A 20190-nucleotide genomic window follows, 5' to 3' on the forward strand; every position below is an offset into this window, starting at 1 on the left:
ATAAATTCTTAAAATTTTTATTCGTCAAGTTTAGTAAAACAAAAAAAACAATCCAGTACTAATCCGTAAATGGTAACAAAATTGAATCTTGATTAGTAAGGTATGGAACTTAAAGGTTTTCCACAAACCGTTTATACTTACACCAATACACAATGGTTGCGAGGAGTATGCATGCTTGTCTATAACACTCAGACGCATAAAAAAGAAGAGTTCAAGCCAATCGACGAGGGCAAAATCCGCATGTACGTGTGCGGTCCTACGGTTTACGATCAGATTCACATCGGAAACGCCCGTACCTTCCTCTCGTTTGACGTTATTCGCCGTTATCTGATGCATAAGGGTTTTGAGGTCACCTTTGCTCAAAACCTGACCGATGTTGACGACAAGATTATTCAGCGCGCCATTGAGCAGGGAAGGACTGCTCAAGAGGTTTCTGAAGAGTTTTCTCAGGCGTTCATTGAGCAGATGCATCGGTTCAATATTCTGGATCCAGATATTCGTCCTCGCGCAACGCACGAGATTGAAGCCATGCTCCAGATGATTCAATCTTTGATTGAGCAGGGTCACGCTTACGCGGTGCCTTCGGGCGACGTGTACTTCTCGGTTCGTTCTGACCACGGCTATGGTGTGCTTTCTGGTCGCGATCTTGATCAGCTTCGCGCAGGTGAGCGCGTTGAGGTTAATGACGAGAAACGCGATCCATTTGACTTTGCACTCTGGAAGGCTGCTAAGCCTGGTGAGCCTAGCTGGCCAAGCCCTTGGGGAGAAGGTCGTCCAGGTTGGCACAGTGAGTGCTGCGCAATGATTCATCGCTACCTGGGCACTCCAATTGACATTCACGGCGGTGGCTCTGACCTGGTATTCCCTCACCATGAGAACGAGACTGCGCAGGCATCCTGCGCCTGGCACGCTCCTCTCGCCAATTATTGGATGCACACCGGAATGCTTCGCGTTGATGGCGAGAAGATGTCCAAGTCTTTGGGCAACTTCTACACACTCAAGGAAGTTTTGGACAAGTACCCTGCAGATGCAGTAAGACTTTTGATGCTTCAAACGCACTATCGCGCACCACTTGATTTCTCGTTTGAGCGCCTTGAGGGCACTGTTGGTACGCTTGAGCGCATGAAGACCTGCGTTGCAAATCTCCGATGGGCTTTCAAGCAGTCTTCTGCTCAGCACGAACTTTCCGACGCTGATAGCACGCTTGCTGAGGCAATCAATACAGCTCAGAGCGAGTTTGACGCTCAGATGGATGATGATTTCAACACCGCAGGAGCACTCGCTGCTATCTTTGCTCTGGTAACTGCTGCAAATACGTATCTTGCAGAGGTTGGCCAGAACGTTGGCGCAAGTCCTGTTCTTCGTGCAGCAGATATGTTGTGCGAGCTCACGGGCGCTTTGGGAATCGATTTGACTCAGGCAGCGTCTACCTCTGATTTGCCAGAGGAGCTTGTGACGCTTGCTGCCCAGGTGGCAGGCTATGAGGGCTCTTCAGCTGACGAGGCTGCAGAGGCTTTGCTTGCTGCTCGTCAGGAGGCTCGTTCCCAGAAAAACTGGGCAGTTGCTGATCAAATTAGAGACGGCATTGCCGAGCTTGGGCTTTTGATTGAAGATACCGCCGCAGGCGCTCGACTTAAGCGTAAGGCAGACTAACTATGGCAAGAAATCAGCGTTCTACCTCTAAAAATACACGCTCCGAGGGCGCTGCAGGCCGCGGCGCAGCCGGACGCGGCGGAGCTGCGGGTCGCGGTGGAGCTGCAGGTCGTGGTGGCGCAGGTCGCGGCTCCAAGAAGGCTGCCGACTGGGGCGGTTATTTCGGCGCCAAGAATGGCCAGGGCTCAAAGGGCGGCCGCTCCGCACAAGGCGCACGCGCAGCTCAGGGCACTCGCGGACAGAAAGGCGCTGGCACACAGCGAAGTGCTGGTGCTGGACGTCCCGGCAACAAGAAGCCTGCAACCGATCTTATCGAGGGTCGTCGCGCAGTAGCTGAGGCGCTGACCGTGGGTATTCCTTTGAAGAATGCGCTGGTACAGGCCGCTAGCGGACAGAAGGACCAGGAGATTGAGGCTCTTGCACGCCAGCTTGAGCAGGAGGGCATTCCTGTCGAGCGTGTTGCAAAGCCAGTGCTTGACTCGCTTTCAAGTCACGGCGCTCACCAGGGCGTTATTGTCCGTACACAGCCGTTTGCCTACGCCGACCTCTCTGAAATCATTCAGCGCGCCGGTTCTGAAAACGCGCTGGTTGTGGTCTTGGATCACGTCACCGACGAGGGAAACTTTGGCGCAATCGTAAGAAGTGCCGAGGTAGTTGGCGCAGCCGGCGTCATTATTGCAAACGCTCGCGCCGCCCGAGTTGGCGTTGGAGCATACAAGACGTCCGCAGGAGCCGTGCTTCACCTGCCAATCGCTCAGGTCTCTAACTTGCCACGCGCTCTTGAAGAGCTTAAAGCCGTAGGTTTTTGGACATGTGGCTCCACCGAGCATGCCACTCAGTCCGTGTGGGAGGCTCCTATGGGAGGCCGCCTTGCACTTGTAATGGGCTCTGAAGGCTCAGGAATTTCTCGCCTTATGCTCGAGAAGTGCGATTTTACGTGCAAGCTTCCTCAGTTTGGCCAGGTAGAATCCCTGAACGTTGCTCAGGCAACGACGGTTATGTGCTACGAGTGGCTCCGCAGGACCCAGGACGCGTAAGCCCAGGAAGCGTAAGGTATGGCTCAGAAAAAATCGCTGCTTGTAGTCGATGGCTATAACGTCATGTTGGCAACTCCTCGCTATGAGGCGTTGCTGGATGAACGCGGCTCTTCTGCACAAGAAACCGCTGCTGAGAGAGCCTATCACCTCAACACCGATCCGTTTTATCGCGCCCGTTTGGCGCTCATTTCTGACGTTGCCACGTTTGCGCAGGGCACCTACGAGGCCGTTATTGTGTTTGACGGCAAGGGAAACGTAAACGACGAGCGCCCGGAGCGCACCCACGCTGGCGTGCAACTGGTTTTTTCCGAGACTGGGGAGTCCGCGGATAGCGTTATTGAGCGCCTGGTCACGGACGCGCGAGAAGCTGGTCGCAAGGTATTTCTGGTTACGTCGGACAGGGACATCCGCGCTACGGCCGGCTTTGGCCCCGGCGAGGTCACGCGCATTGCAAGCGCATCTCTGGTCCATGAGATTTCCCAAGCAGATAACGTTGTCGAAGAGATGCGTCGCAATCAGGTCAGTACGCGCATGACGCTTGAAGACCGCATTTCTCCAGAACAGCGCGAGAAACTCTGGAAGCTTCTGGGCAAATAGGTGACCAGGTCAGCGTCTCACGCGCCTTACGCGCTAATGCGCCCGACGCGCCAATTTGACTGACGCGCCTGATTTCTGCAAAGAATCTGTAAATTCTGCCTGATAACAGCAAAGAATCTGTGGATTTGCCTGATTTTGTTAAAGAATCGGTGGCTTAAATACAGAATCTTTGCACTTTTCAGGCGGGCATTTCGTGACGTGACTTTTGAATCTGGTGTGGTTCATGGGCGCTTTCATCGAGCCTGATTTTCTCGCCAAGTCTGAACGATTTGCCGGAAAAGTGCGCCAAGTCTGAGTGTTTTGCCGGTTTTTCTCGTCATGTCTGAGCTGTTTTACTCAGACATGATGTACTTTTCAGGCTGACTAAACTTAACCAGACAGCGCATTTGTACCAAGTTCACCCCCACAGAAGGGCAGCGCTCCTACGAGCCACATTGACCAGTTTGTGGAGAAAAATTTCTCGAAAATTGAGACTAGACCAAAGCCAGAAAAGTCTATAGAATATCCTCTGCACTTGATGCCGCTATAGCTCAGCTGGTAGAGCAACTGACTTGTAATCAGTAGGTCCCGGGTTCGAAGCCTGGTGGCGGCACCACTTGAATTTTCAGCCAGGCATTGCCTGGCTTTTTTCGTGCGAATTTTGGGCATTCGCGACGTATCGCGTATGGCTTTTATAGATAACCGTAAAAGCCCGTATGCGTCTGGCCAGAAACTCGCTTGAAGTTGTGGCAAGAAACCCGCTTGGAGTTGTGACGAGAAAATCGGTGGAGTTGCGGCAACAAACCCGCTTGAAGTTGTGGCCAGAAAACTGCATGGAATCGTGGCGAGAAAATCGCTTGGAATTGTGGAAAAAATTTGATAAGATACGCCCGGTTGGGTGGATTACGTTGACAAGATTTTTATTCAATCGTAATATTTTCCCGCTTACGAGGTAATACAGAAGTTCAATAAGACTTTCTGCGTACGTTAAACCACAAGGTACAGCGTATTAATTACTTCAAGAGTGCTTGAAAACGGCATTTGGGGATATGGCACAGCGGCAACTGCGGCGGACTGTAAATCCGCTCTCTCTGAGTTCCTTGGTTCGAGTCCAAGTATCCCCACCACGCCCGTGTAGCTCAGTAGGTAGAGCACTTCGTTGGTAACGAAGAGGTCACCGGTTCAAATCCGGTCGCGGGCTCCATGTTTCAAGCGGCATTTATGCCGGCGTAGCTCAGCTGGTTAGAGCACACGGCTCATACCCGTGACGTCACTGGTTCGAATCCAGTCGCCGGTACCAGACTCTTTACGGCGTACATGTCCTAGACATTTGCGCCGTTGAGTATAAACAGACGTTTTTTCACCACGGTCTAGCCCGAGGGTTAGTTCCAGAAGGAGGATTGGCAATGGCCAAGGAAAAGTTTGACCGCACAAAGCCACACGTAAACATCGGTACCATTGGTCACGTCGACCACGGTAAGACTACCCTTACCGCAGCAATCACCAAGGTTCTCTCTGAGACCGAGGGCTGCAAGGCAGACTATACCGCCTTCGAGAACATCGATAAGGCTCCAGAGGAGCGTCAGCGTGGTATTACCATTTCCGTTGCTCACGTTGAGTACGAGACTTGGGAGCGCCATTACGCTCACGTCGACTGCCCTGGCCACGCAGACTACATCAAGAACATGATTTCTGGTGCAGCTCAGATGGACGGCGCAATCCTCGTTATTGCTGCAACCGATGGTCCTATGGCTCAGACTCGTGAGCACATCCTTCTTGCACGTCAGGTCGGCGTTCCTTACATCGTCGTCTTCCTGAACAAGTGCGACATGGTCGACGATGACGAGCTCATCGACCTCGTCGAGATGGAGACCCGTGACCTTCTCTCCGAGTACGACTTCCCAGGCGATGACCTTCCAATCATCCGTGGTTCCGCTCTCGGCGCTCTTAACGGCGAGGAGAAGTGGGTTGAGTCCATCCGTGAGCTCATGCACACTGTTGACTCCTACATCCCAACACCAGCTCGTGACAACGAGAAGCCATTCCTGATGGCAATCGAGGACGTCATGACTATTTCTGGTCGTGGTACCGTTGCTACCGGCCGTGTTGAGCGTGGTGAGCTCAAGCTCAACGATCCAGTCGAGATCGTTGGTATTAAGCCAACTCAGAACTCTGTTGCTACCGGCATTGAGATGTTCCGTAAGACCATGGACTTCTGCGAGGCTGGCGACAACGTTGGTATTCTTCTTCGCGGTGTTAAGCGCGAGGACATCGAGCGCGGTCAGGTTCTCTGCAAGCCTGGTACCGTTACTCCACACAAGAAGTTCACCGGTGAGGTTTACGTTCTTACTAAGGAAGAGGGCGGCCGTCACACCCCATTCTTCTCTGGTTACCGTCCACAGTTCTACTTCCGTACAACTGACGTAACCGGCGACATCTACGAGCTCACCGATGCAAACGGTGGCAAGGTAGAGATGGCTATGCCTGGCGACCACATCACCGTTGGTTGCGAGCTCATTCACCCAATCGCTCTTGAGCAGGGTCTGAAGTTCGCTATCCGCGAGGGTGGCCACACCGTCGGCGATGGCCGTGTTTCCACCGTCATCGAGTAACTTCTTTTAAAGTTGCTAACTTGCCCGGCGTGCTTTTTGCGCGCCGGGTTTTTTGTCGAGAAAAAATATGTGAACGCCTAGAGTAATTAGAGAAAAGTATTGACATCTCTGGGTAGTGGGTGCTAACCTAAGCAACCGCGTCACATTTCGAGAATACATCTCGTGACCGTGTTCAGGAGGATCAATGCGTACACTCGTTACTCTCGCCTGCACTGAGTGCAAGCGTCGTAATTACACTACGGACAAGAATAAGTCCAACAACCCAGATCGTATGGAGTTGAAGAAGTACTGCCCATGGTGCCACAAGCACACGGTACATCGCGAGACCCGCTAGGCTAGGTGGGTTCGTTCTAGGCCAGTAGCTCCAATGGTAGAGCGGCGGTCTCCAAAACCGTTTGTTGAGGGTTCGAGTCCTTCCTGGCCTGCCAGATAACTTCACCGGCCTTCCCATAAGGGTTGGCCGGTTTGTATGTAGGTATAACATCCAAGGGAGCGTAGGATGGCAAATAAGGAGCGCAATAAGAGGAGCGCACGTAAGGCTCGCGCAGAAGAGCGCGCCCAGCGTGAGGCCCTTCAGACTGAAGCTACTCCTGAAGCTTCTGCTAAGGCCACTAAGGTCGAGGCAAAGAAGCAGGAGAAGTCCATTCAGCGTAACGCTAACCCTGGCTTCTTTGGCCGCCTGGGTGCTTATTTTGCAGGCGTTCGTACAGAAATGCACCGCGTTGTGTGGCCTTCAAGCTCTGAGCTTGCTGGTTTCTCTGTAGCCGTAATTGCAACAATCATTTTCTTTGGCTTGGTAACTTGGCTGGTTGATACTGGCATTGTTGCTGGTCTCGTCGCCTTTACTGGACTGAGGGGATAATCAATGGCTAAGCGCTGGTATGTAGTTCACACCTATTCAGGTTATGAGAACAAGGTAAAGACAGACCTTGAGCACCGTATTGAGACCTATGGCCTTGAGCGTGCTGTTGTTGATATTCAGATTCCTACCGAGGAAGTCACTGAGGTCAAGGACGGCGGTAAGCGCGAGACCAAAGAGTCCAAGGTTTTCCCAGGTTATGTTCTTGTTCGCATGGAGCTGGATGACAATACCTGGGCTGTTGTTCGTAACACCCCAGGCGTAACTGGTTTTGTTGGCATTGACGGCAAGCCAGTTCCTCTGCGTCGCGATGAGTTCGATAAGATCATGCGTCGTGGCGGCATGAAGACGGGTAGCCCTGTACCTAAGCGTACAGCAACCAATATTGAGGTCGGTCAGGCAATTCACGTTCTTTCTGGTCCTCTCGCTGACTTCGACGGTACTGTCTCTGAGGTCAACGCAGAGTCCGGCAAGATCAAGGTAATGCTCACTATCTTTGGTCGCGAGACTCCGGTTGAGCTCACCATGGATCAGATTTCCCTGATAGACTAGTAACTAACGGCTTATCCCGCACTTCTCGTCCCTTGTGGATTGCTTCTCGGGAGTGCGCGAGAATAGACTCACAAGAATTCAAACAGGAGGCTTAACATGCCCGCAAAGAAGGTTGTTAACTTTATTAAGCTGCAGATTCCTGCAGGCCAGGCAAACCCAGCTCCTCCAGTAGGACCAGCTCTGGGTGCTGCACAGGTCAACATTATGCAGTTCTGCCAGGCATTCAACGCTGCAACTCAGGACAAGGCTGGCGACATCATCCCAGTCGAGATTTCTGTTTACGAGGATCGCTCCTTTGACTTCGTAACCAAGACTCCTCCAGCAGCTCAGCTCATCAAGAAGGAGCTTCACCTCAAGGGTGGTTCCGGTGTTCCTCAGCGCGATAAGGTTGGCCAGCTCTCCCAGGAGCAGCTCACCAAGATTGCTGAGATCAAGATGCCTGACCTCAACGCAAACGACATTGAGGCTGCAAAGAAGATCGTCGCTGGTACCGCTCGTTCCATGGGTGTAACCATCGCCGAGTAGTGTTTACTCCCGTCAGCCATTAGTGTGGCTGACGGTTGTTTTTGTCAGAGCATCCGACGTTAGTGCACATAGTTGGGTTTCTCGCCAAGAGGGCGCAGCTGCGGACGGAAGATGCAGGAGTGGGAGGGCAGACGCCCGCTAACCACAGGAGGTACATAATGCCTAAGCACGGAAAGAACTACAAGAATGCAGTTGCCAAGGTAGACGGTGCAAACCTCTACAGCCCAAAAGAGGCAGTAACCCTGTCTAAGGAGCTTGCAACTGCTAAGTTTGACGAGACCATTGAGGTAGCAATTCGCCTTGGTGTCGATACTCGTAAGGCTGACCAGAACGTTCGCGGTTCTATCTCTCTGCCTCACGGCACTGGTAAGTCCGTTCGCGTTGCAGTCTTCGCAGAGGGCGAGAAGGCCCGCGAGGCTGAGGCAGCTGGCGCTGACATCGTCGGTGGCGACGAGCTCATCGCAGAGGTCGAGAAGGGCATGCTTGACTTTGACGCAGCAATCGCAACCCCTCAGATGATGGGTAAGGTTGGTCGTCTTGGTCGCGTTCTTGGTCCTCGTGGCCTTATGCCTAACCCTAAGCTTGGCACCGTTACCATGGATGTTGCAAAGATGGTTAACGAGCTCAAGGCTGGTCGTGTTGAGTATCGTGCAGACCGTTTTGGTATCTGCCACGTTGCAATCGGCAAGGCTTCTTTTGAGGTCCAGCAGCTTGTTGAGAACTATGGCGCACTGATCTCCGAGATCATCCGCGTCAAGCCATCCAGCGCTAAGGGTAAGTACGTCAAGACCGTTGCTGTTTCCTCTACTATGGGCCCTGGCATCAAGGTTGATCCAACCAAGGTTCGTAACCTCATGGAGGACTAAGCTAATCGCTTAGAAGTACCTAGCACGTTTAATCCGGTATCTGCTTGCAGGTACCGGATTTTTCTTGAAGCGTGCACGCGGCTGATGTGTGTGGCTGAGTTGTGCGTAGCTGCTTAGCCGCCCTTCTCGTCAAATTTTTGTGAAGAGAAAGAAATTGCGCGCTCAACCTTGACTTGGATAGTTTTTTGCTGCACAATATCCAACGCAAGACAGACGTCTTGTAGTTGCACGTTCGCTGCCAAAGACAGCCGGCGCCTTGAATCCAAGGCTTAATGGGAATTCCCGCCTGCCGAGGTGGTCTTGAGATTAGTACATCCAGACCCCGCTTTGGTTGCCAAAGTGGGGTCTTTTCATGTGAGGGCCGCACCTGTTGGCGCTCGTGCCCGAGACATGATAAAGGAGGTGTACTACATGCCAGCTCAGTCTAAACTTGATTTGCTCGAGAAGGTTTCCGCTTCTCTCGACAACTCCAAGGGCCTGTTTGTTATCGACTATCGTGGTCTCTCCGTAAAGGAGACTCAGGAGCTTCGCCGCGCACTTACCGCAGCAGGCGCTCACATGAAGGTCTATAAGAACAACATCGTCAAGATTGCTCTTAAGAACGCTGGTATGCCAGAGATTGACGAGATGCTCGCCGGTACCTGCGCATACGTTTTCTATGAGAATGATCCTGTCGAGGCCGCTAAGGTCATCAAGGATCAGGCCAAGAAGCTCAAGAAAGTTGAGTTCATTGGTGGTATCGCTGATGGTCAGGCACTTACCGCTGACGAGGCAAAGGCTTACGCAGACCTTCCTTCTCGCGAGGAGCTCATTGCAAAGCTTGTCTTCGTTGTTGCAAGCCCACTTACCGGTATTGCACAGGTTTGCGCTGGTCCAGCTCGTGGACTCGCAACCGCTCTTTCTGCAGTCGCAGATCAGAAGAACGCTGCATAAGCAACGTTTTGTTGTACCCGCGCATTGGCGCAAACCGCGTGAGAGTGTAGACGCACTTAAACGCACACATACAAGCCGGGCTTTTGCCCAGATGCAGCACAAAGGCTGCATCGTTTAAAAAGGAGAATTGACATGGCTGTCACTAAAGATGAGATCATTGAGGCCCTTAAAGAGATGCCAGCACTCGAGCTTTCTGAGCTCGTTCACGAGCTTGAGGACGTCTTTGGCGTTTCCGCTGCTGCTCCTGTAGCTGTCGCTGCTGCTCCTGCAGCTGGTGGCGCTGCTGAGGAGGCAGAGGAGAAGACCAACTTTGACGTTGTTCTCGAGGGCTTCGGCGACAACAAGATCGGCGTCATCAAGGTTGTCCGTGCTCTTACCAACCTTGGCCTCAAGGAGGCAAAGGAGGTCGTCGAGGGTGCTCCTAAGGCTGTCCTCGAGGGCGCTAAGAAGGAGGACGCTGAGGCTGCTAAGGCTCAGCTCGAGGAGGCTGGCGCTACCGTCACCCTTAAGTAAGTCCATTCTACATTGCTTACTGGAGAGGTCAGACTTCGGTCTGGCCTCTTTTTTGTTTGCCTGGCGAGAAATCCGTGCGCTCGGGGCGCATGGAGCTGAGGTGCTTTTGCAGTAGCCCGAAATGTGCATCAAGCTGGGGCGCTTTAGCTGCAGCCTGAAAAGTGCATCAAGTCTGAGTGATTTTGCCGGATTTTCTCGCCACGTCTGAGCGATTTGCCTGTTCTTCTCGCCTTATCTGAGTACTTTTGCTCAGACTTGGTGTGCATTTCAGGCTCATAAACCCTGCGTGATTGCTCTAGCTTCCTGCGTGACTTACCCCAGCTTTCTCGCGCCTGATTTCTGCAAAGAATCTGTAACTTTTGCCTAAAAATGCAAAAGAATCTGTGGATTTGCCTGATTTTGCAAAAGAATCGGTGGCTCAAATACAGATTCTTTGCACTTTTCAGGCGCGTGCAGCAAAAGGCAGGCGCTCGCAGCGCGCACGCAGTAAAAGGTCGGCGCGCCTGGCGAGAAACCCGTGCGCTCGCACCCGCGCCTAGCGAGAAACCCGTGCGCTCGGAGCGCCATGCGAAGCGATGTGGCGGGGGAGCGCCGCTCACCGAAAGCGATTTCTGTCTCCGTGGACCTTCTTCACAAAATCTTCATAACTAGAAAAGACGAGTTAGTCAAGGATTTACCTGCAACATAACGTTTGTGCAGTTGAAAAACATAAACGCGATAATATAGTCAAAACGTCTTAAAAAATCAAGTGTTTTTCTGTTGACGCGCATTAAAATCTTGACTAAATTACTAGGTTGCGACAATTGCCACCTTCCACCCTTTTGAAGGAGGACAACCTGGTGTCTACCGCTAAAAAGACTTCCCTCACCACGCCTCAGGCGCATACTGGACGCAGGACGTTCAGTAAGATTCCCGCAGCTATGGAGCTGCCAAATCTGATTTCTGTACAGAAGGAATCATTTGAGCGCTTTATGGGAGAGGGCCTTGCAGAGTCCTTCGCTGAGTTCTCGCCAATTGAGAACAGCGCTGGAACCATGCAGGTCACCTTTGGTGACCATCAGTTCGGCGACCCTGCCAATTCAATGGCTGAGTGTCGTGCAAAAGACATTTCATATCAAGCACCTCTTTTTGTTGACGTCCGTTTTGTCAACAAAGAGACTGGTGAGATGAAGGAGCAGCTTGTCTTCATGGGTGATTTCCCACTGATGACTGAGCGCGGTACCTTCATCATCAACGGTTCTGAGCGCGTTGTGGTTTCACAGCTCGTTCGTTCACCTGGCGTGTATTTCTCGTCAGAGATGGACAACGGTGTTCTGGTCCACAAGTCTCAGTTCATTCCTGCACGTGGTGCATGGCTTGAGTTTGAGGTTGATAAGCGCGGCCACCTGGTCGTCTCCATTGACCGCAAGCGTCGCCAGAGCGCTACCGTCTTCCTCCGTGCACTTGGCATTGCTGTTACCGATGACGAGATTCTCTCGCTCCTTGGTGATTCCGATGTTGTTCGCAACACACTTGAGCGTGACGTTGCAACCACGCGTGAGGAGGCTCTTATCGAGATTTATCGTCGTCAGCGTCCAGGCGAGCCACCAACTGTTGACTCCGCCCGTTCTCTGCTTGACGGCCTCTTCTTCAACGAGCAGCGCTATGACCTTGCTCGCGTTGGTCGTTACAAGATCAACAAGAAGCTTGAGGAAGAGATTCCTGCAGACGTTCGTGTCCTTACCAAAGAGGACATTGTCGCAGCTCTTCAGTACCTTCTTGCAGTGCATGCAGGTGATGAGTCTAAGCACCTTGATGACATTGACCACTTTGGTAACCGCCGTGTTCGTACCGTAGGCGAGCTGGTCCAGAACCAGTTCCGCATTGGTATGAGCCGCATGGAGCGCGTTGTTCGTGAGCGCATGGCATCTCAGGACGCAGACGACATCACTCCACAGTCTTTGATCAACATCCGTCCAATTGTTGCTGCAATCAAGGAGTTCTTCGGTTCTTCTCAGCTTTCGCAGTTCATGGACCAGGCAAACCCACTTGCTGGTTTGACTCACAAGCGTCGTCTTTCTGCTCTGGGACCTGGCGGTCTTGCAGGACACAAGTCCGGCTCCAGCCGTCGTACCAACGTTCCTACCGCAGTCCGTGACGTTCACAACTCGCACTACTCCCGTATGTGCCCAATCGAGACTCCTGAGGGACCAAACATTGGTCTTATCGGCTCCTTGGCACTGTACGCTCACGTAAATGAGTACGGCTTTATCGAGGCTCCTTATCGTAAGGTCACAGGCGGTGTTGTCTCTGACGACATTGTCTGGATGACTGCAGACGAGGAGGAGAATCACATTATTGCTCCTGCTAACACCCCAATTGACCCTAAGTCTAAGAAGTTTGTTGAGGTTGACGCAGACGGCAAGATTGTTGATGCAGACCGCGTTATTGCACGTACCCGCGACTTCGACGGTTCCTTCGGTGCACCTGCACAGGTTCCTGTTGAGGACGTTGACTACATGGACGTTTCTCCACGTCAGCTTCTCTCCGTCGCAGCTAACCTCATTCCATTCCTTGAGCACGACGATGCAAAGCGTACCCTCATGGGTGCAAACATGCAGCGTCAGGCAGTGCCTCTGATTCAGTCCCACGCTCCATTTGTTGGAACTGGTATGGAGGGCCGCGCAGCTCAGGACTCTGGTGAGCTTATTTGTGCAGAGTTTGCCGGCGAGGTCACCGAGGTTGATGCAGCTCACGTTGTCATCTACTCCGATGAGCACGGTTCTCAGTGCTACGATCTTCCTAAGTACGAGCGCTCCAACCAGTCCACTTGCATCAACCATCGTCCAATCGTCACTGTTGGACAACAGGTCGAGAAGGGCCAGCCAATCGCAGACGGTCCATCTGTTGACCACTCTGAGCTGGCACTTGGTGCAAACCTTACCGTTGCTTACATGCCATGGGAAGGCTACAACTACGAGGACGGTATTATCGTCTCCGAGCGTGTTGTTCAGGAAGACCTTCTGACCTCTGTTAACATTTCCCGCCACGAGATTGATGCTCGTGACACCAAGCTTGGTGCTGAGGAGATTACCCGCGAGATTCCAAACCTTGGTGAGGACATGCTCGCAAACCTCGACGATGACGGTATCATCCGCATCGGCGCTGAGGTTGGCCCTGGCGATATTCTGGTTGGTAAGGTCACTCCTAAGGGTGAGACTGCTCTGACCGCAGAAGAGCGTCTGCTTCGCGCAATCTTCGGTGCTAAGGCACACGATGTTCGTGATACGTCCCTCAAGATGCCACACGGCTCCTATGGCCGCGTTGTTGACGTTGTCCGCTTCAGCCGTGAGGCTGGAGACGACCTGCCTCCAGGAGTAAACGACCTGGTCCGCGTCTTTGTTGCTCAGCGCAGAAAGATCCAGCAGGGCGATAAGATCGCTGGTCGTCACGGTAACAAGGGTGTTATTTGTAAGGTTCTCCCAGTTGAGGACATGCCTTACATGGCAGACGGTACCCCAGTAGACGTTATTCTCGACCCACTGGGCGTTCCTTCCCGTATGAACGTTGGCCAGCTGCTTGAGTGCCACCTTGGCTGGGGCGCTGCACACGGTTGGGATGACGACGACGCAGATTCCAAGCGTTACGTTGAGGGTCCAATCCCTGTTGCAACACCACTCTTTGACGGTGCTACTGATGAGTCCGTTGCAGAGATTGTTCGCCGCACCAACATCAACATGATCAATAAGGCTCTCAAGGAGTACGGCGAGGACATGCGTGAGGAGTTTGTTCCACAGCTCAACGAGCGTGGTAAGACTACCCTCTACGATGGCCGTACCGGTGAGGCTTTCAAGAGCCCAATTACCGTTGGTGTTTCTTACATCTTGAAGCTCGGCCACATGGTTGACGATAAGATCCACGCACGTTCAACTGGTCCTTACTCTCTTGTTACCCAGCAGCCTCTGGGTGGTAAGGCACAGTTCGGCGGTCAGCGCTTTGGTGAGATGGAGGTTTGGGCACTGTATGCATACGGTGCTGCTAACGTCCTCCAGGAGATTCTCACCGTTAAGTCTGACGATACCAACGGCCGTGTTAAGACCTACGAGTCCATTGTTAAGGGCGAGAACATTCCTACTGCAGGAATTCCTGAGTCCTTCAAGGTTCTGGTCAAAGAGATTCGCTCCCTGGCACTTGACATTGAGCCAATCTCCTATCGTAAGCGTGCAAATACCGCAAAGGTCACAGATCCTGAGGAGAAGAACGCTGTTGAGATCCTCAACGACCTTGGCTTCACTGAGGTAACCGCTTCCGACCTGTCCCAAGACGCTGAGGGTGCATCCGCACTTGTAGGCGACGCGACCACCGATAAGGAGTAGCGACTGTGGCAGATTTTGATTCCACTGAATTTGACGCTATTAAAATTTCTCTAGCGTCTGCTGATGATATCCGCGGTTGGTCCTATGGCGAGGTAAAGAAGCCTGAGACCATCAACTACCGTACCCTTAAGCCAGAAAAGGATGGCCTTTTCTGCGAGAAGATCTTTGGACCTGTAAGGGACTGGGAGTGCGCCTGCGGTAAGTACAAAGGCATTCGCTTCAAGGGCATTACCTGCGAGCGCTGCGGTGTTGAAGTAACCACCGCAAAGGTTCGTCGTGACCGCATGGGCCACATCGAGCTTGCTGCTCCTGTAAGCCACATCTGGTACTTCAAGAGCCCAACCAGCTTCCCTCTGGCACGTCTTCTTGATATCAAGAGCAAGGATCTCGAGAAAGTCCTCTACTTTGCATCTTACGTAATCACCAGTGTTGACACTGAGGCACGTGAGGCTGACGTAGACGATCTTCGTGAGGAGCTTGCAGCAGACCTCGAAGAGCTTGATGCAGAGCGTGACGATCAGATCGCACGTCTTCGCGAGCAGGGCCAGCCACAGGATGACGAGTTTGGCGATTTTGAGCCTCTTTCTGAGGACGAGATTCGTGCAGGCGTCGCTGATCTTGAGGAAGAGTACGAGGAAGAGAAGACGCTTCGTCGTGAGGCTTTCGAGAAGTTCATGCAGCTTGAGACCAGAGAGCTCATCTCCGATGAGGGTCTGTTCTCCGAGCTTAAGCGCTACTATGGCATCTACTTCAAGGGTGGTATGGGCGCAGAGGCAGTCCGCGACCTTCTCTCCAACATTGACCTTGAGAAAGAGGCCAAGGAGCTCCGCGCTATTATCGCCAATGAGGATGCTCAGAAGCAGAAGCGCGAGAAGGCCATTAAGCGCCTTGAGATTGTTGACGCCTTCCTTAAGGGTGGCAACGATCCAGCTAACATGATTCTTGACGTTGTACCAGTTATTCCACCTGATCTTCGTCCAATGGTTCAGCTTGATGGTGGCCGTTTTGCAGCTTCCGACTTAAACGATTTGTATCGTCGTGTTATTAACCGTAACAATCGTCTTAAGCGCCTGCTTGACCTTGACGCACCTTCCATTATTGTTAACAACGAGAAGCGCATGCTTCAGGAGTCCGTTGACGCTCTGTTTGACAACGGTCGCCGTGGTCGTCCTGTTACCGGCCGTGGTGGACGTCCTCTGAAGTCTCTTGCTGAGGCCCTTAAGGGTAAGCAGGGTCGCTTCCGTCAGAACCTTCTGGGTAAGCGTGTTGACTACTCTGGCCGTTCCGTCATTGTTGTTGACCCACACCTGAAGCTGCACCAGTGCGGTCTTCCATCCGCTATGGCACTTGAGCTCTTCAAGCCATTTGTCATGCGTCGTTTGGTTGAGCTCCGCAAGGTTGAAAACATTAAGGGCGCAAAGCGCGCTATTGACCGTGGTACTCCAGTTGTTTGGGACGTTCTGGATGAGGTCATTCAGGACCGCCTCGTTCTTCTCAACCGCGCACCTACCCTTCACCGTCTGTCCATTCAGGCATTTGAGCCAGTCCTTATCGAGGGTAAGGCAATCCACCTGCACCCACTGGTCTGCGCACCATTCAACGCAGACTTCGACGGCGACCAGATGTCTGTCCACGTGCCACTTTCTACTCAGGCACAGACAGAGGCTCGCATTCTGATGCTCTCCAGCAATAACCTCAGAAGCCCTGCTTCTGGTAAGGTTCTGACCGTTCCTTCTCAGGATATGGTCTTTGGTGTCTACTACCTCACTTCCGAGAAGACCGGTGAAGACGCTAAGACTCTTACCTTCGCAAGCTTTGAGGATGCTCTTCTGGCTATTGAGGCCAACCGTGACCTTGATATCCAGGCAAAGGTTGTTGTCCGCGTAAGCTCCAAGGATGCAAACGTTGCTGATAGCGATCGCGCTATCTTCCGCGTTATGACCGGCCGCGGTCAGTACGAGGACCTGGACGTTACTGAAGGTACTAAGCGTTTTGAGACCACTGTTGGTCGCATTATCTTCAACCGTCAGTGCCTGCCAGAGGATTACCCATACATCAACTACAAGATGGTTAAGTCCGACATTGGTGTTCTGGTCAACGATTGCTGCGACCGTTATCCAATGGCTGATGTTGAACCAATTCTGGACAACATCAAGAAGACTGGTTTCCACTATGCAACTCTTGCTGGTCTGACCGTTTCTGTTTGGGACGCTGTCATTCCTCCACACAAGCCACAGCTGCTTCAGGAGGCACAGGACCGCGTTGACCAGATCAACGAGTACTACGAGGACGGCTTCCTTTCCGAGCGAGAGCGTCACGTTGAGGTTGTTAACGCATGGACCGAGTGCACCGATCTTCTCGGCTCTGAGATGCTTACAGGCTTTGCAGAGAACAACCCAATTTACATGATGGCTGACTCTGGAGCTCGTGGTTCTAAGACACAGCTTCGCCAGCTTGCTGGTATGCGAGGCCTGATGGCGGATATGTCCGGTGAAACCATCGACCTTCCAATTAAGGCAAACTTCCGCGAGGGCCTTGAGCCTCTCGAGTACTTCATTTCTACCTACGGCGCTCGTAAGGGTCTGGTAGATACAGCATCCCACACCTCCGACTCTGGTTACCTGACTCGTCGACTTGTTGACGTTGCACAGGACGTCATTGTCCGCGAGGAGGACTGCGGCACTGATGAGGCAGTTACCTATCCTCTGATTAAGCCTGGTCAGACTTCTGTTGATACTGACCTGATTGGCCGCTGCACCCTTGAGGATGTCTGCGATCCAAACACTGGCGAGGTTCTTATCCCTGCTGGTGGCTATGTTGAGTCCAAGCAGGATCTTGAGCGTCTTGTTGAGCACGGCCTTGCTAAGGTTCAGCTCCGCGCGCTTCTGACCTGTAAGTCTAAGTACGGCGTCTGCCAGAAGTGCTACGGCTGGGATCTTTCCACCCGTCGTCCTGTCAACATTGGTACTGCAGTTGGTATTATCGCAGCTCAGTCCATTGGTGAGCCTGGTACTCAGTTGACCATGCGTACCATTCACTCCGGTGGTGTTGCAGGTGCAGACGATATTACGCAGGGTCTTCCTACCGTTGCTCGTATGTTCGACGTCGTCGGCAACGTCAACGAGAAGATTCTTGGTCGCGAGGCTGACCTGGCTCCAGTCTCTGGTGTTCTTCACATTACCCCAGAGACCACCGAGTACCTGCTGCGTATTGTTGATGCAGACGATGCTTCCCGTGTCATCGAGGAGTGGCGTGTACCTGCATCTGTCCGCTTCATGCCTGGCATTGAGGATGGTGTTGTTGTCCGTGCTGGTGACCAGATTACCCGCGGCTTCGTCAACTTCCGTATGCTCCGTCGACTCACTGACATTAAGTCCACTATGCACACCTTCGTTGAGTCCGTTAAGGACGTCTATACCTCCCAGGGTGTAGAACTCAACGATAAGCACATCGAGGTTATCGCACGTCAGATGCTTCGTCGTGTCCAGGTTACCAACCCAGGTGACTCTTCGTACCTGCTTGGTCAGTATGTGGACCGCTATGTCTTCGCAGAGACTGTCCAGAACATTGCCCTTGCTGGTGGTACTCCACCAGAGGCAGAGCCAGCAATCCTTGGTACTCTGAAGGTTGCAAGCTCTATCGATTCTTGGCTCTCCAGCGCATCGTTCATTCGTACTGCAGGCGTTCTTACCTCTGCAGCTATCGAGGGCGATGTTGACCACCTGCTTGACCTCAAGTCCAACGTTATTGTTGGTAAGCAGATTCCTGCAGGTACGGGTCTCTCCGCATACAACGATGTTGAGCTTACCTACCACGGTACCAAGATTGATGGCCCAACCTCTTCTCTTGCTAAGTCTCTTCCAGACTGGGCACCAGCAGAGCTCAAGGACATCGAGGAGCAGCTTCCTAAGCAGCTTGACTGGGTCAATGAGGATTACAACGGTGGCGTTTACTCCAAGAATGGCCGCACGCTTTCAAGCGAGGACGCAAAGCTGTACCTCTTCGACGATCTTGGCGTGTCACAGCGTTGGACCAACAAGTTCAGCGAGGTTGGCATTGAGACCGTAGGCGATCTTATTGGTAAGACCGAGGAAGACCTTCTTCGCATCGATGGTATTGGTGCAAAGGCAATCGAGGAGCTCCGCGATGGCCTTGAGGCTCGTAACCTCCTCTACATCCTTGAGCCAGAAGAGGATGAGGCTGATTCTGAGGATCTTTCACAGCTGCTCAACATGGTCTTCTCGCCAGAAGGCGACGGTGGCCTGATGCTGGGTTCCGCAGCTCCATCCACTCACTCTGATTACACCGAGACACTCATTGGCTCTTCTTCTGACGAGGTTAGCCCTGATGTAATCAACGAGGACCTTGGTTCTCTGGATGACCTGCTTAACCAGGTTGTCCGCATGGACGCTGAGGCAGACGGTGAAGACGAGTAAGTAATCTCGCCTGATACATCAAACTTTTTCGGAGATTGCCTCCGATACACAAGAGGACTTCAGCCGTTAGCTGGAGTCCTCTTTTAGTTGCGCGTAGATGGGGGAGTATCGGTATATACTAATCTTTTATGATTACCGTTAAGTAGCCATGAACTTTGCGACTCTCAAAAGATAGGAAGAGCAATGGATAGTCATTCCCACGATTCTGAACAGTGCGAGCACACCCATTCTACGTGCGATTACGTTTCTGATCAGAAGCTGAACGAATACCTGGTAAACGATGACATCATCTATGATGCAACTCAGATTTTTGATGCACTGTCTGATTTCACTCGATTCCAGATTTTGGGTGCCCTGGTAAATGGCGAGAAAAGCGTGACAGAGCTGCAGGAAATGCTTTCTGTTTCACAGTCGGCTACCTCTCATCAGTTGCGTCTTTTGCGAGATCGCGGTCTTGTCAATGCAAAAAGAGATGGCAGAAAAGTTATCTACTCACTTGCAGATGAGCACGTCACAACGCTGATTCGTGTTGGCCTTGCACATGCCGCGCATCTGTTGGGACACTAACGTACGTATCGGAACTGTGGAGAGAACTTATGGGTGAGTATCGCGTCATTGAAGTTAAGCAGAGCGTTTTTGCAGCTAACGAGAAAAGCGCCGATCAACTAAGAGAAGAAATGAAGAAAAAGGGAACCCTGCTGGTAAACCTTATGTCTTCTCCTGGTTCTGGTAAAACTACTACCCTTAAAAAGACCATTGCTGCTCTGAATGGCAAGCTTTCACTCGCTGTTATGGAAGCTGATATTGATTCAGATGTTGATGCTGCTGCTATTTCTGAAACAGGAGTAAAAGCCATTCAGCTGCATACGGGCGGCATGTGTCACCTTGATGCGCATATGTGCGCTCAGGGTCTTGAAGGTCTCAACGCAGGAGATGTAGACCTTATCTTTTTAGAGAACGTTGGAAACTTGGTATGTCCAGCAGAGTTTGACACCGGTGCCGGAGTAAACGTCACTATTCTTTCTGTTCCCGAAGGTGACGATAAGCCGCTGAAGTACCCACTGATGTACCAGGTCTGTGATGTGGTGCTTGTTAACAAAATAGACGTAGCACCTTATTTTGACTTTGATCTAGAGAAACTCAAGAAAAATGTAGCCCTCAGAAATCCAAAGGCACTTGTTATTCCTTTCTCTGCCAAAACTGGGGAAGGATTAGATGCTTGGACTGAATGGCTTTCTCGCAAAGTTGCTGAGTGGAAAAGCAGTCAGTAACT

16 protein-coding genes, 5 tRNA genes and 1 other annotated feature are annotated in these 20190 nt (G+C 52.2%); of the genes, 20 read left to right on the top strand and 1 reads right to left on the bottom strand.

Going from position 1 to position 20190, the window contains the following annotated elements:
• Nucleotides 1-171: 171 nt before the first annotated feature.
• From cysS to rplA, 14 genes are all read left to right on the top strand, one after another.
• A complete protein-coding gene (gene cysS / locus HMPREF1492_RS03170) occupies nt 172-1653 on the top strand; it encodes a cysteine--tRNA ligase (RefSeq protein ID WP_035435841.1) in 1482 nt (493 codons plus the stop codon).
• Between the two features lie 2 nt (nt 1654-1655).
• Nucleotides 1656-2690 carry a 23S rRNA (guanosine(2251)-2'-O)-methyltransferase RlmB gene (gene rlmB, locus HMPREF1492_RS03175; protein WP_035435844.1) on the top strand — a complete coding sequence of 345 codons (1035 nt, stop codon included), beginning with the start codon at nt 1656-1658 and terminating at the stop codon, nt 2688-2690.
• 18 nt (nt 2691-2708) lie between these two features.
• Entirely contained in the window at nt 2709-3287 is a 579-nt protein-coding gene (locus HMPREF1492_RS03180) for an NYN domain-containing protein (RefSeq protein WP_035435847.1), read from the top strand.
• A 519-nt stretch (nt 3288-3806) separates the two neighbouring features.
• A tRNA-Thr gene (locus HMPREF1492_RS03185) sits at nt 3807-3882 on the top strand.
• A 427-nt stretch (nt 3883-4309) separates the two neighbouring features.
• Nucleotides 4310-4393 (top strand) — tRNA-Tyr (locus HMPREF1492_RS03190).
• A 1-nt stretch (nt 4394) separates the two neighbouring features.
• Nucleotides 4395-4470, top strand: a tRNA-Thr gene (locus HMPREF1492_RS03195).
• Between the two features lie 19 nt (nt 4471-4489).
• Nucleotides 4490-4566 (top strand) — tRNA-Met (locus HMPREF1492_RS03200).
• Nucleotides 4567-4672: 106 nt separating this feature from the next.
• Nucleotides 4673-5878: an elongation factor Tu gene (gene tuf / locus HMPREF1492_RS03205; RefSeq protein ID WP_035426981.1), complete on the top strand. Its 1206-nt coding sequence runs from the start codon at nt 4673-4675 to the stop codon at nt 5876-5878.
• Nucleotides 5879-6062: 184 nt separating this feature from the next.
• The gene (rpmG, locus tag HMPREF1492_RS07405; RefSeq protein WP_012809261.1) at nt 6063-6212 is read left to right on the top strand and encodes a 50S ribosomal protein L33; all 150 of its coding nucleotides are present in this window, start codon (nt 6063-6065) and stop codon (nt 6210-6212) included.
• A gap of 18 nt (nt 6213-6230) precedes the next feature.
• Nucleotides 6231-6306: transfer RNA gene (locus HMPREF1492_RS03210), tRNA-Trp, on the top strand.
• 71 nt (nt 6307-6377) lie between these two features.
• Complete coding sequence (gene secE, locus HMPREF1492_RS03215; RefSeq protein WP_035435849.1) at nt 6378-6740, top strand: preprotein translocase subunit SecE; 363 nt, start codon at nt 6378-6380, stop codon at nt 6738-6740.
• A gap of 3 nt (nt 6741-6743) precedes the next feature.
• Entirely contained in the window at nt 6744-7289 is a 546-nt protein-coding gene (nusG, locus tag HMPREF1492_RS03220) for a transcription termination/antitermination protein NusG (protein ID WP_012809259.1), read from the top strand.
• Nucleotides 7290-7385: 96 nt separating this feature from the next.
• Entirely contained in the window at nt 7386-7814 is a 429-nt protein-coding gene (gene rplK / locus HMPREF1492_RS03225) for a 50S ribosomal protein L11 (RefSeq protein ID WP_012809258.1), read from the top strand.
• A 158-nt stretch (nt 7815-7972) separates the two neighbouring features.
• Nucleotides 7973-8680: a 50S ribosomal protein L1 gene (gene rplA, locus HMPREF1492_RS03230; protein WP_035432065.1), complete on the top strand. Its 708-nt coding sequence runs from the start codon at nt 7973-7975 to the stop codon at nt 8678-8680.
• Nucleotides 8681-8793: 113 nt separating this feature from the next.
• On the opposite strand, the gene HMPREF1492_RS07820 is transcribed toward rplA, so the two are convergent.
• On the bottom strand, nt 8794-8922 hold the full coding sequence (locus tag HMPREF1492_RS07820) for a hypothetical protein (protein ID WP_286128080.1): 129 nt from the start codon (nt 8920-8922) through the stop codon (nt 8794-8796).
• Nucleotides 8901-9040, top strand: a sequence feature (ribosomal protein L10 leader region). Its footprint overlaps the gene before it by 22 nt.
• A 51-nt stretch (nt 9041-9091) precedes the next feature.
• Here HMPREF1492_RS07820 and rplJ point away from each other — a divergent pair.
• The 6 genes from rplJ to hypB all read left to right on the top strand — a co-directional run bounded on the left by rplJ (nt 9092) and on the right by hypB (nt 20188).
• On the top strand, nt 9092-9613 hold the full coding sequence (gene rplJ, locus HMPREF1492_RS03235; protein WP_035426975.1) for a 50S ribosomal protein L10: 522 nt from the start codon (nt 9092-9094) through the stop codon (nt 9611-9613).
• A 132-nt stretch (nt 9614-9745) separates the two neighbouring features.
• A complete protein-coding gene (gene rplL, locus HMPREF1492_RS03240; protein ID WP_035426972.1) occupies nt 9746-10126 on the top strand; it encodes a 50S ribosomal protein L7/L12 in 381 nt (126 codons plus the stop codon).
• 839 nt (nt 10127-10965) lie between these two features.
• Entirely contained in the window at nt 10966-14481 is a 3516-nt protein-coding gene (gene rpoB / locus HMPREF1492_RS03245; protein WP_035435851.1) for a DNA-directed RNA polymerase subunit beta, read from the top strand.
• Nucleotides 14482-14486: 5 nt separating this feature from the next.
• A complete protein-coding gene (locus HMPREF1492_RS03250; RefSeq protein WP_035435853.1) occupies nt 14487-18917 on the top strand; it encodes a DNA-directed RNA polymerase subunit beta' in 4431 nt (1476 codons plus the stop codon).
• 183 nt (nt 18918-19100) lie between these two features.
• On the top strand, nt 19101-19484 hold the full coding sequence (locus HMPREF1492_RS03255; protein ID WP_035435856.1) for an ArsR/SmtB family transcription factor: 384 nt from the start codon (nt 19101-19103) through the stop codon (nt 19482-19484).
• A gap of 29 nt (nt 19485-19513) precedes the next feature.
• A complete protein-coding gene (gene hypB, locus HMPREF1492_RS03260) occupies nt 19514-20188 on the top strand; it encodes a hydrogenase nickel incorporation protein HypB (protein WP_035435858.1) in 675 nt (224 codons plus the stop codon).
• Nucleotides 20189-20190 lie beyond the last annotated feature (2 nt).

It is taken from the genome of Atopobium sp. BS2 (assembly GCF_000565075.1).
Lineage (GTDB): Bacteria > Actinomycetota > Coriobacteriia > Coriobacteriales > Atopobiaceae > Lancefieldella.

Bases quoted from the DNA above. Each gene is read 5' to 3' on its own strand.
- cysS (WP_035435841.1), top strand. From the start codon at position 172: ATGCTTGTCTATAACACTCAGACGCATAAAAAAGAAGAGTTCAAGCCA.
- rlmB (WP_035435844.1), top strand. From the start codon at position 1,656: ATGGCAAGAAATCAGCGTTCTACCTCTAAAAATACACGCTCCGAGGGC.
- HMPREF1492_RS03180 (WP_035435847.1), top strand. From the start codon at position 2,709: ATGGCTCAGAAAAAATCGCTGCTTGTAGTCGATGGCTATAACGTCATG.
- tuf (WP_035426981.1), top strand. From the start codon at position 4,673: ATGGCCAAGGAAAAGTTTGACCGCACAAAGCCACACGTAAACATCGGT.
- rpmG (WP_012809261.1), top strand. From the start codon at position 6,063: ATGCGTACACTCGTTACTCTCGCCTGCACTGAGTGCAAGCGTCGTAAT.
- secE (WP_035435849.1), top strand. From the start codon at position 6,378: ATGGCAAATAAGGAGCGCAATAAGAGGAGCGCACGTAAGGCTCGCGCA.
- nusG (WP_012809259.1), top strand. From the start codon at position 6,744: ATGGCTAAGCGCTGGTATGTAGTTCACACCTATTCAGGTTATGAGAAC.
- rplK (WP_012809258.1), top strand. From the start codon at position 7,386: ATGCCCGCAAAGAAGGTTGTTAACTTTATTAAGCTGCAGATTCCTGCA.
- rplA (WP_035432065.1), top strand. From the start codon at position 7,973: ATGCCTAAGCACGGAAAGAACTACAAGAATGCAGTTGCCAAGGTAGAC.
- rplJ (WP_035426975.1), top strand. From the start codon at position 9,092: ATGCCAGCTCAGTCTAAACTTGATTTGCTCGAGAAGGTTTCCGCTTCT.
- rplL (WP_035426972.1), top strand. From the start codon at position 9,746: ATGGCTGTCACTAAAGATGAGATCATTGAGGCCCTTAAAGAGATGCCA.
- HMPREF1492_RS03255 (WP_035435856.1), top strand. From the start codon at position 19,101: ATGGATAGTCATTCCCACGATTCTGAACAGTGCGAGCACACCCATTCT.
- hypB (WP_035435858.1), top strand. From the start codon at position 19,514: ATGGGTGAGTATCGCGTCATTGAAGTTAAGCAGAGCGTTTTTGCAGCT.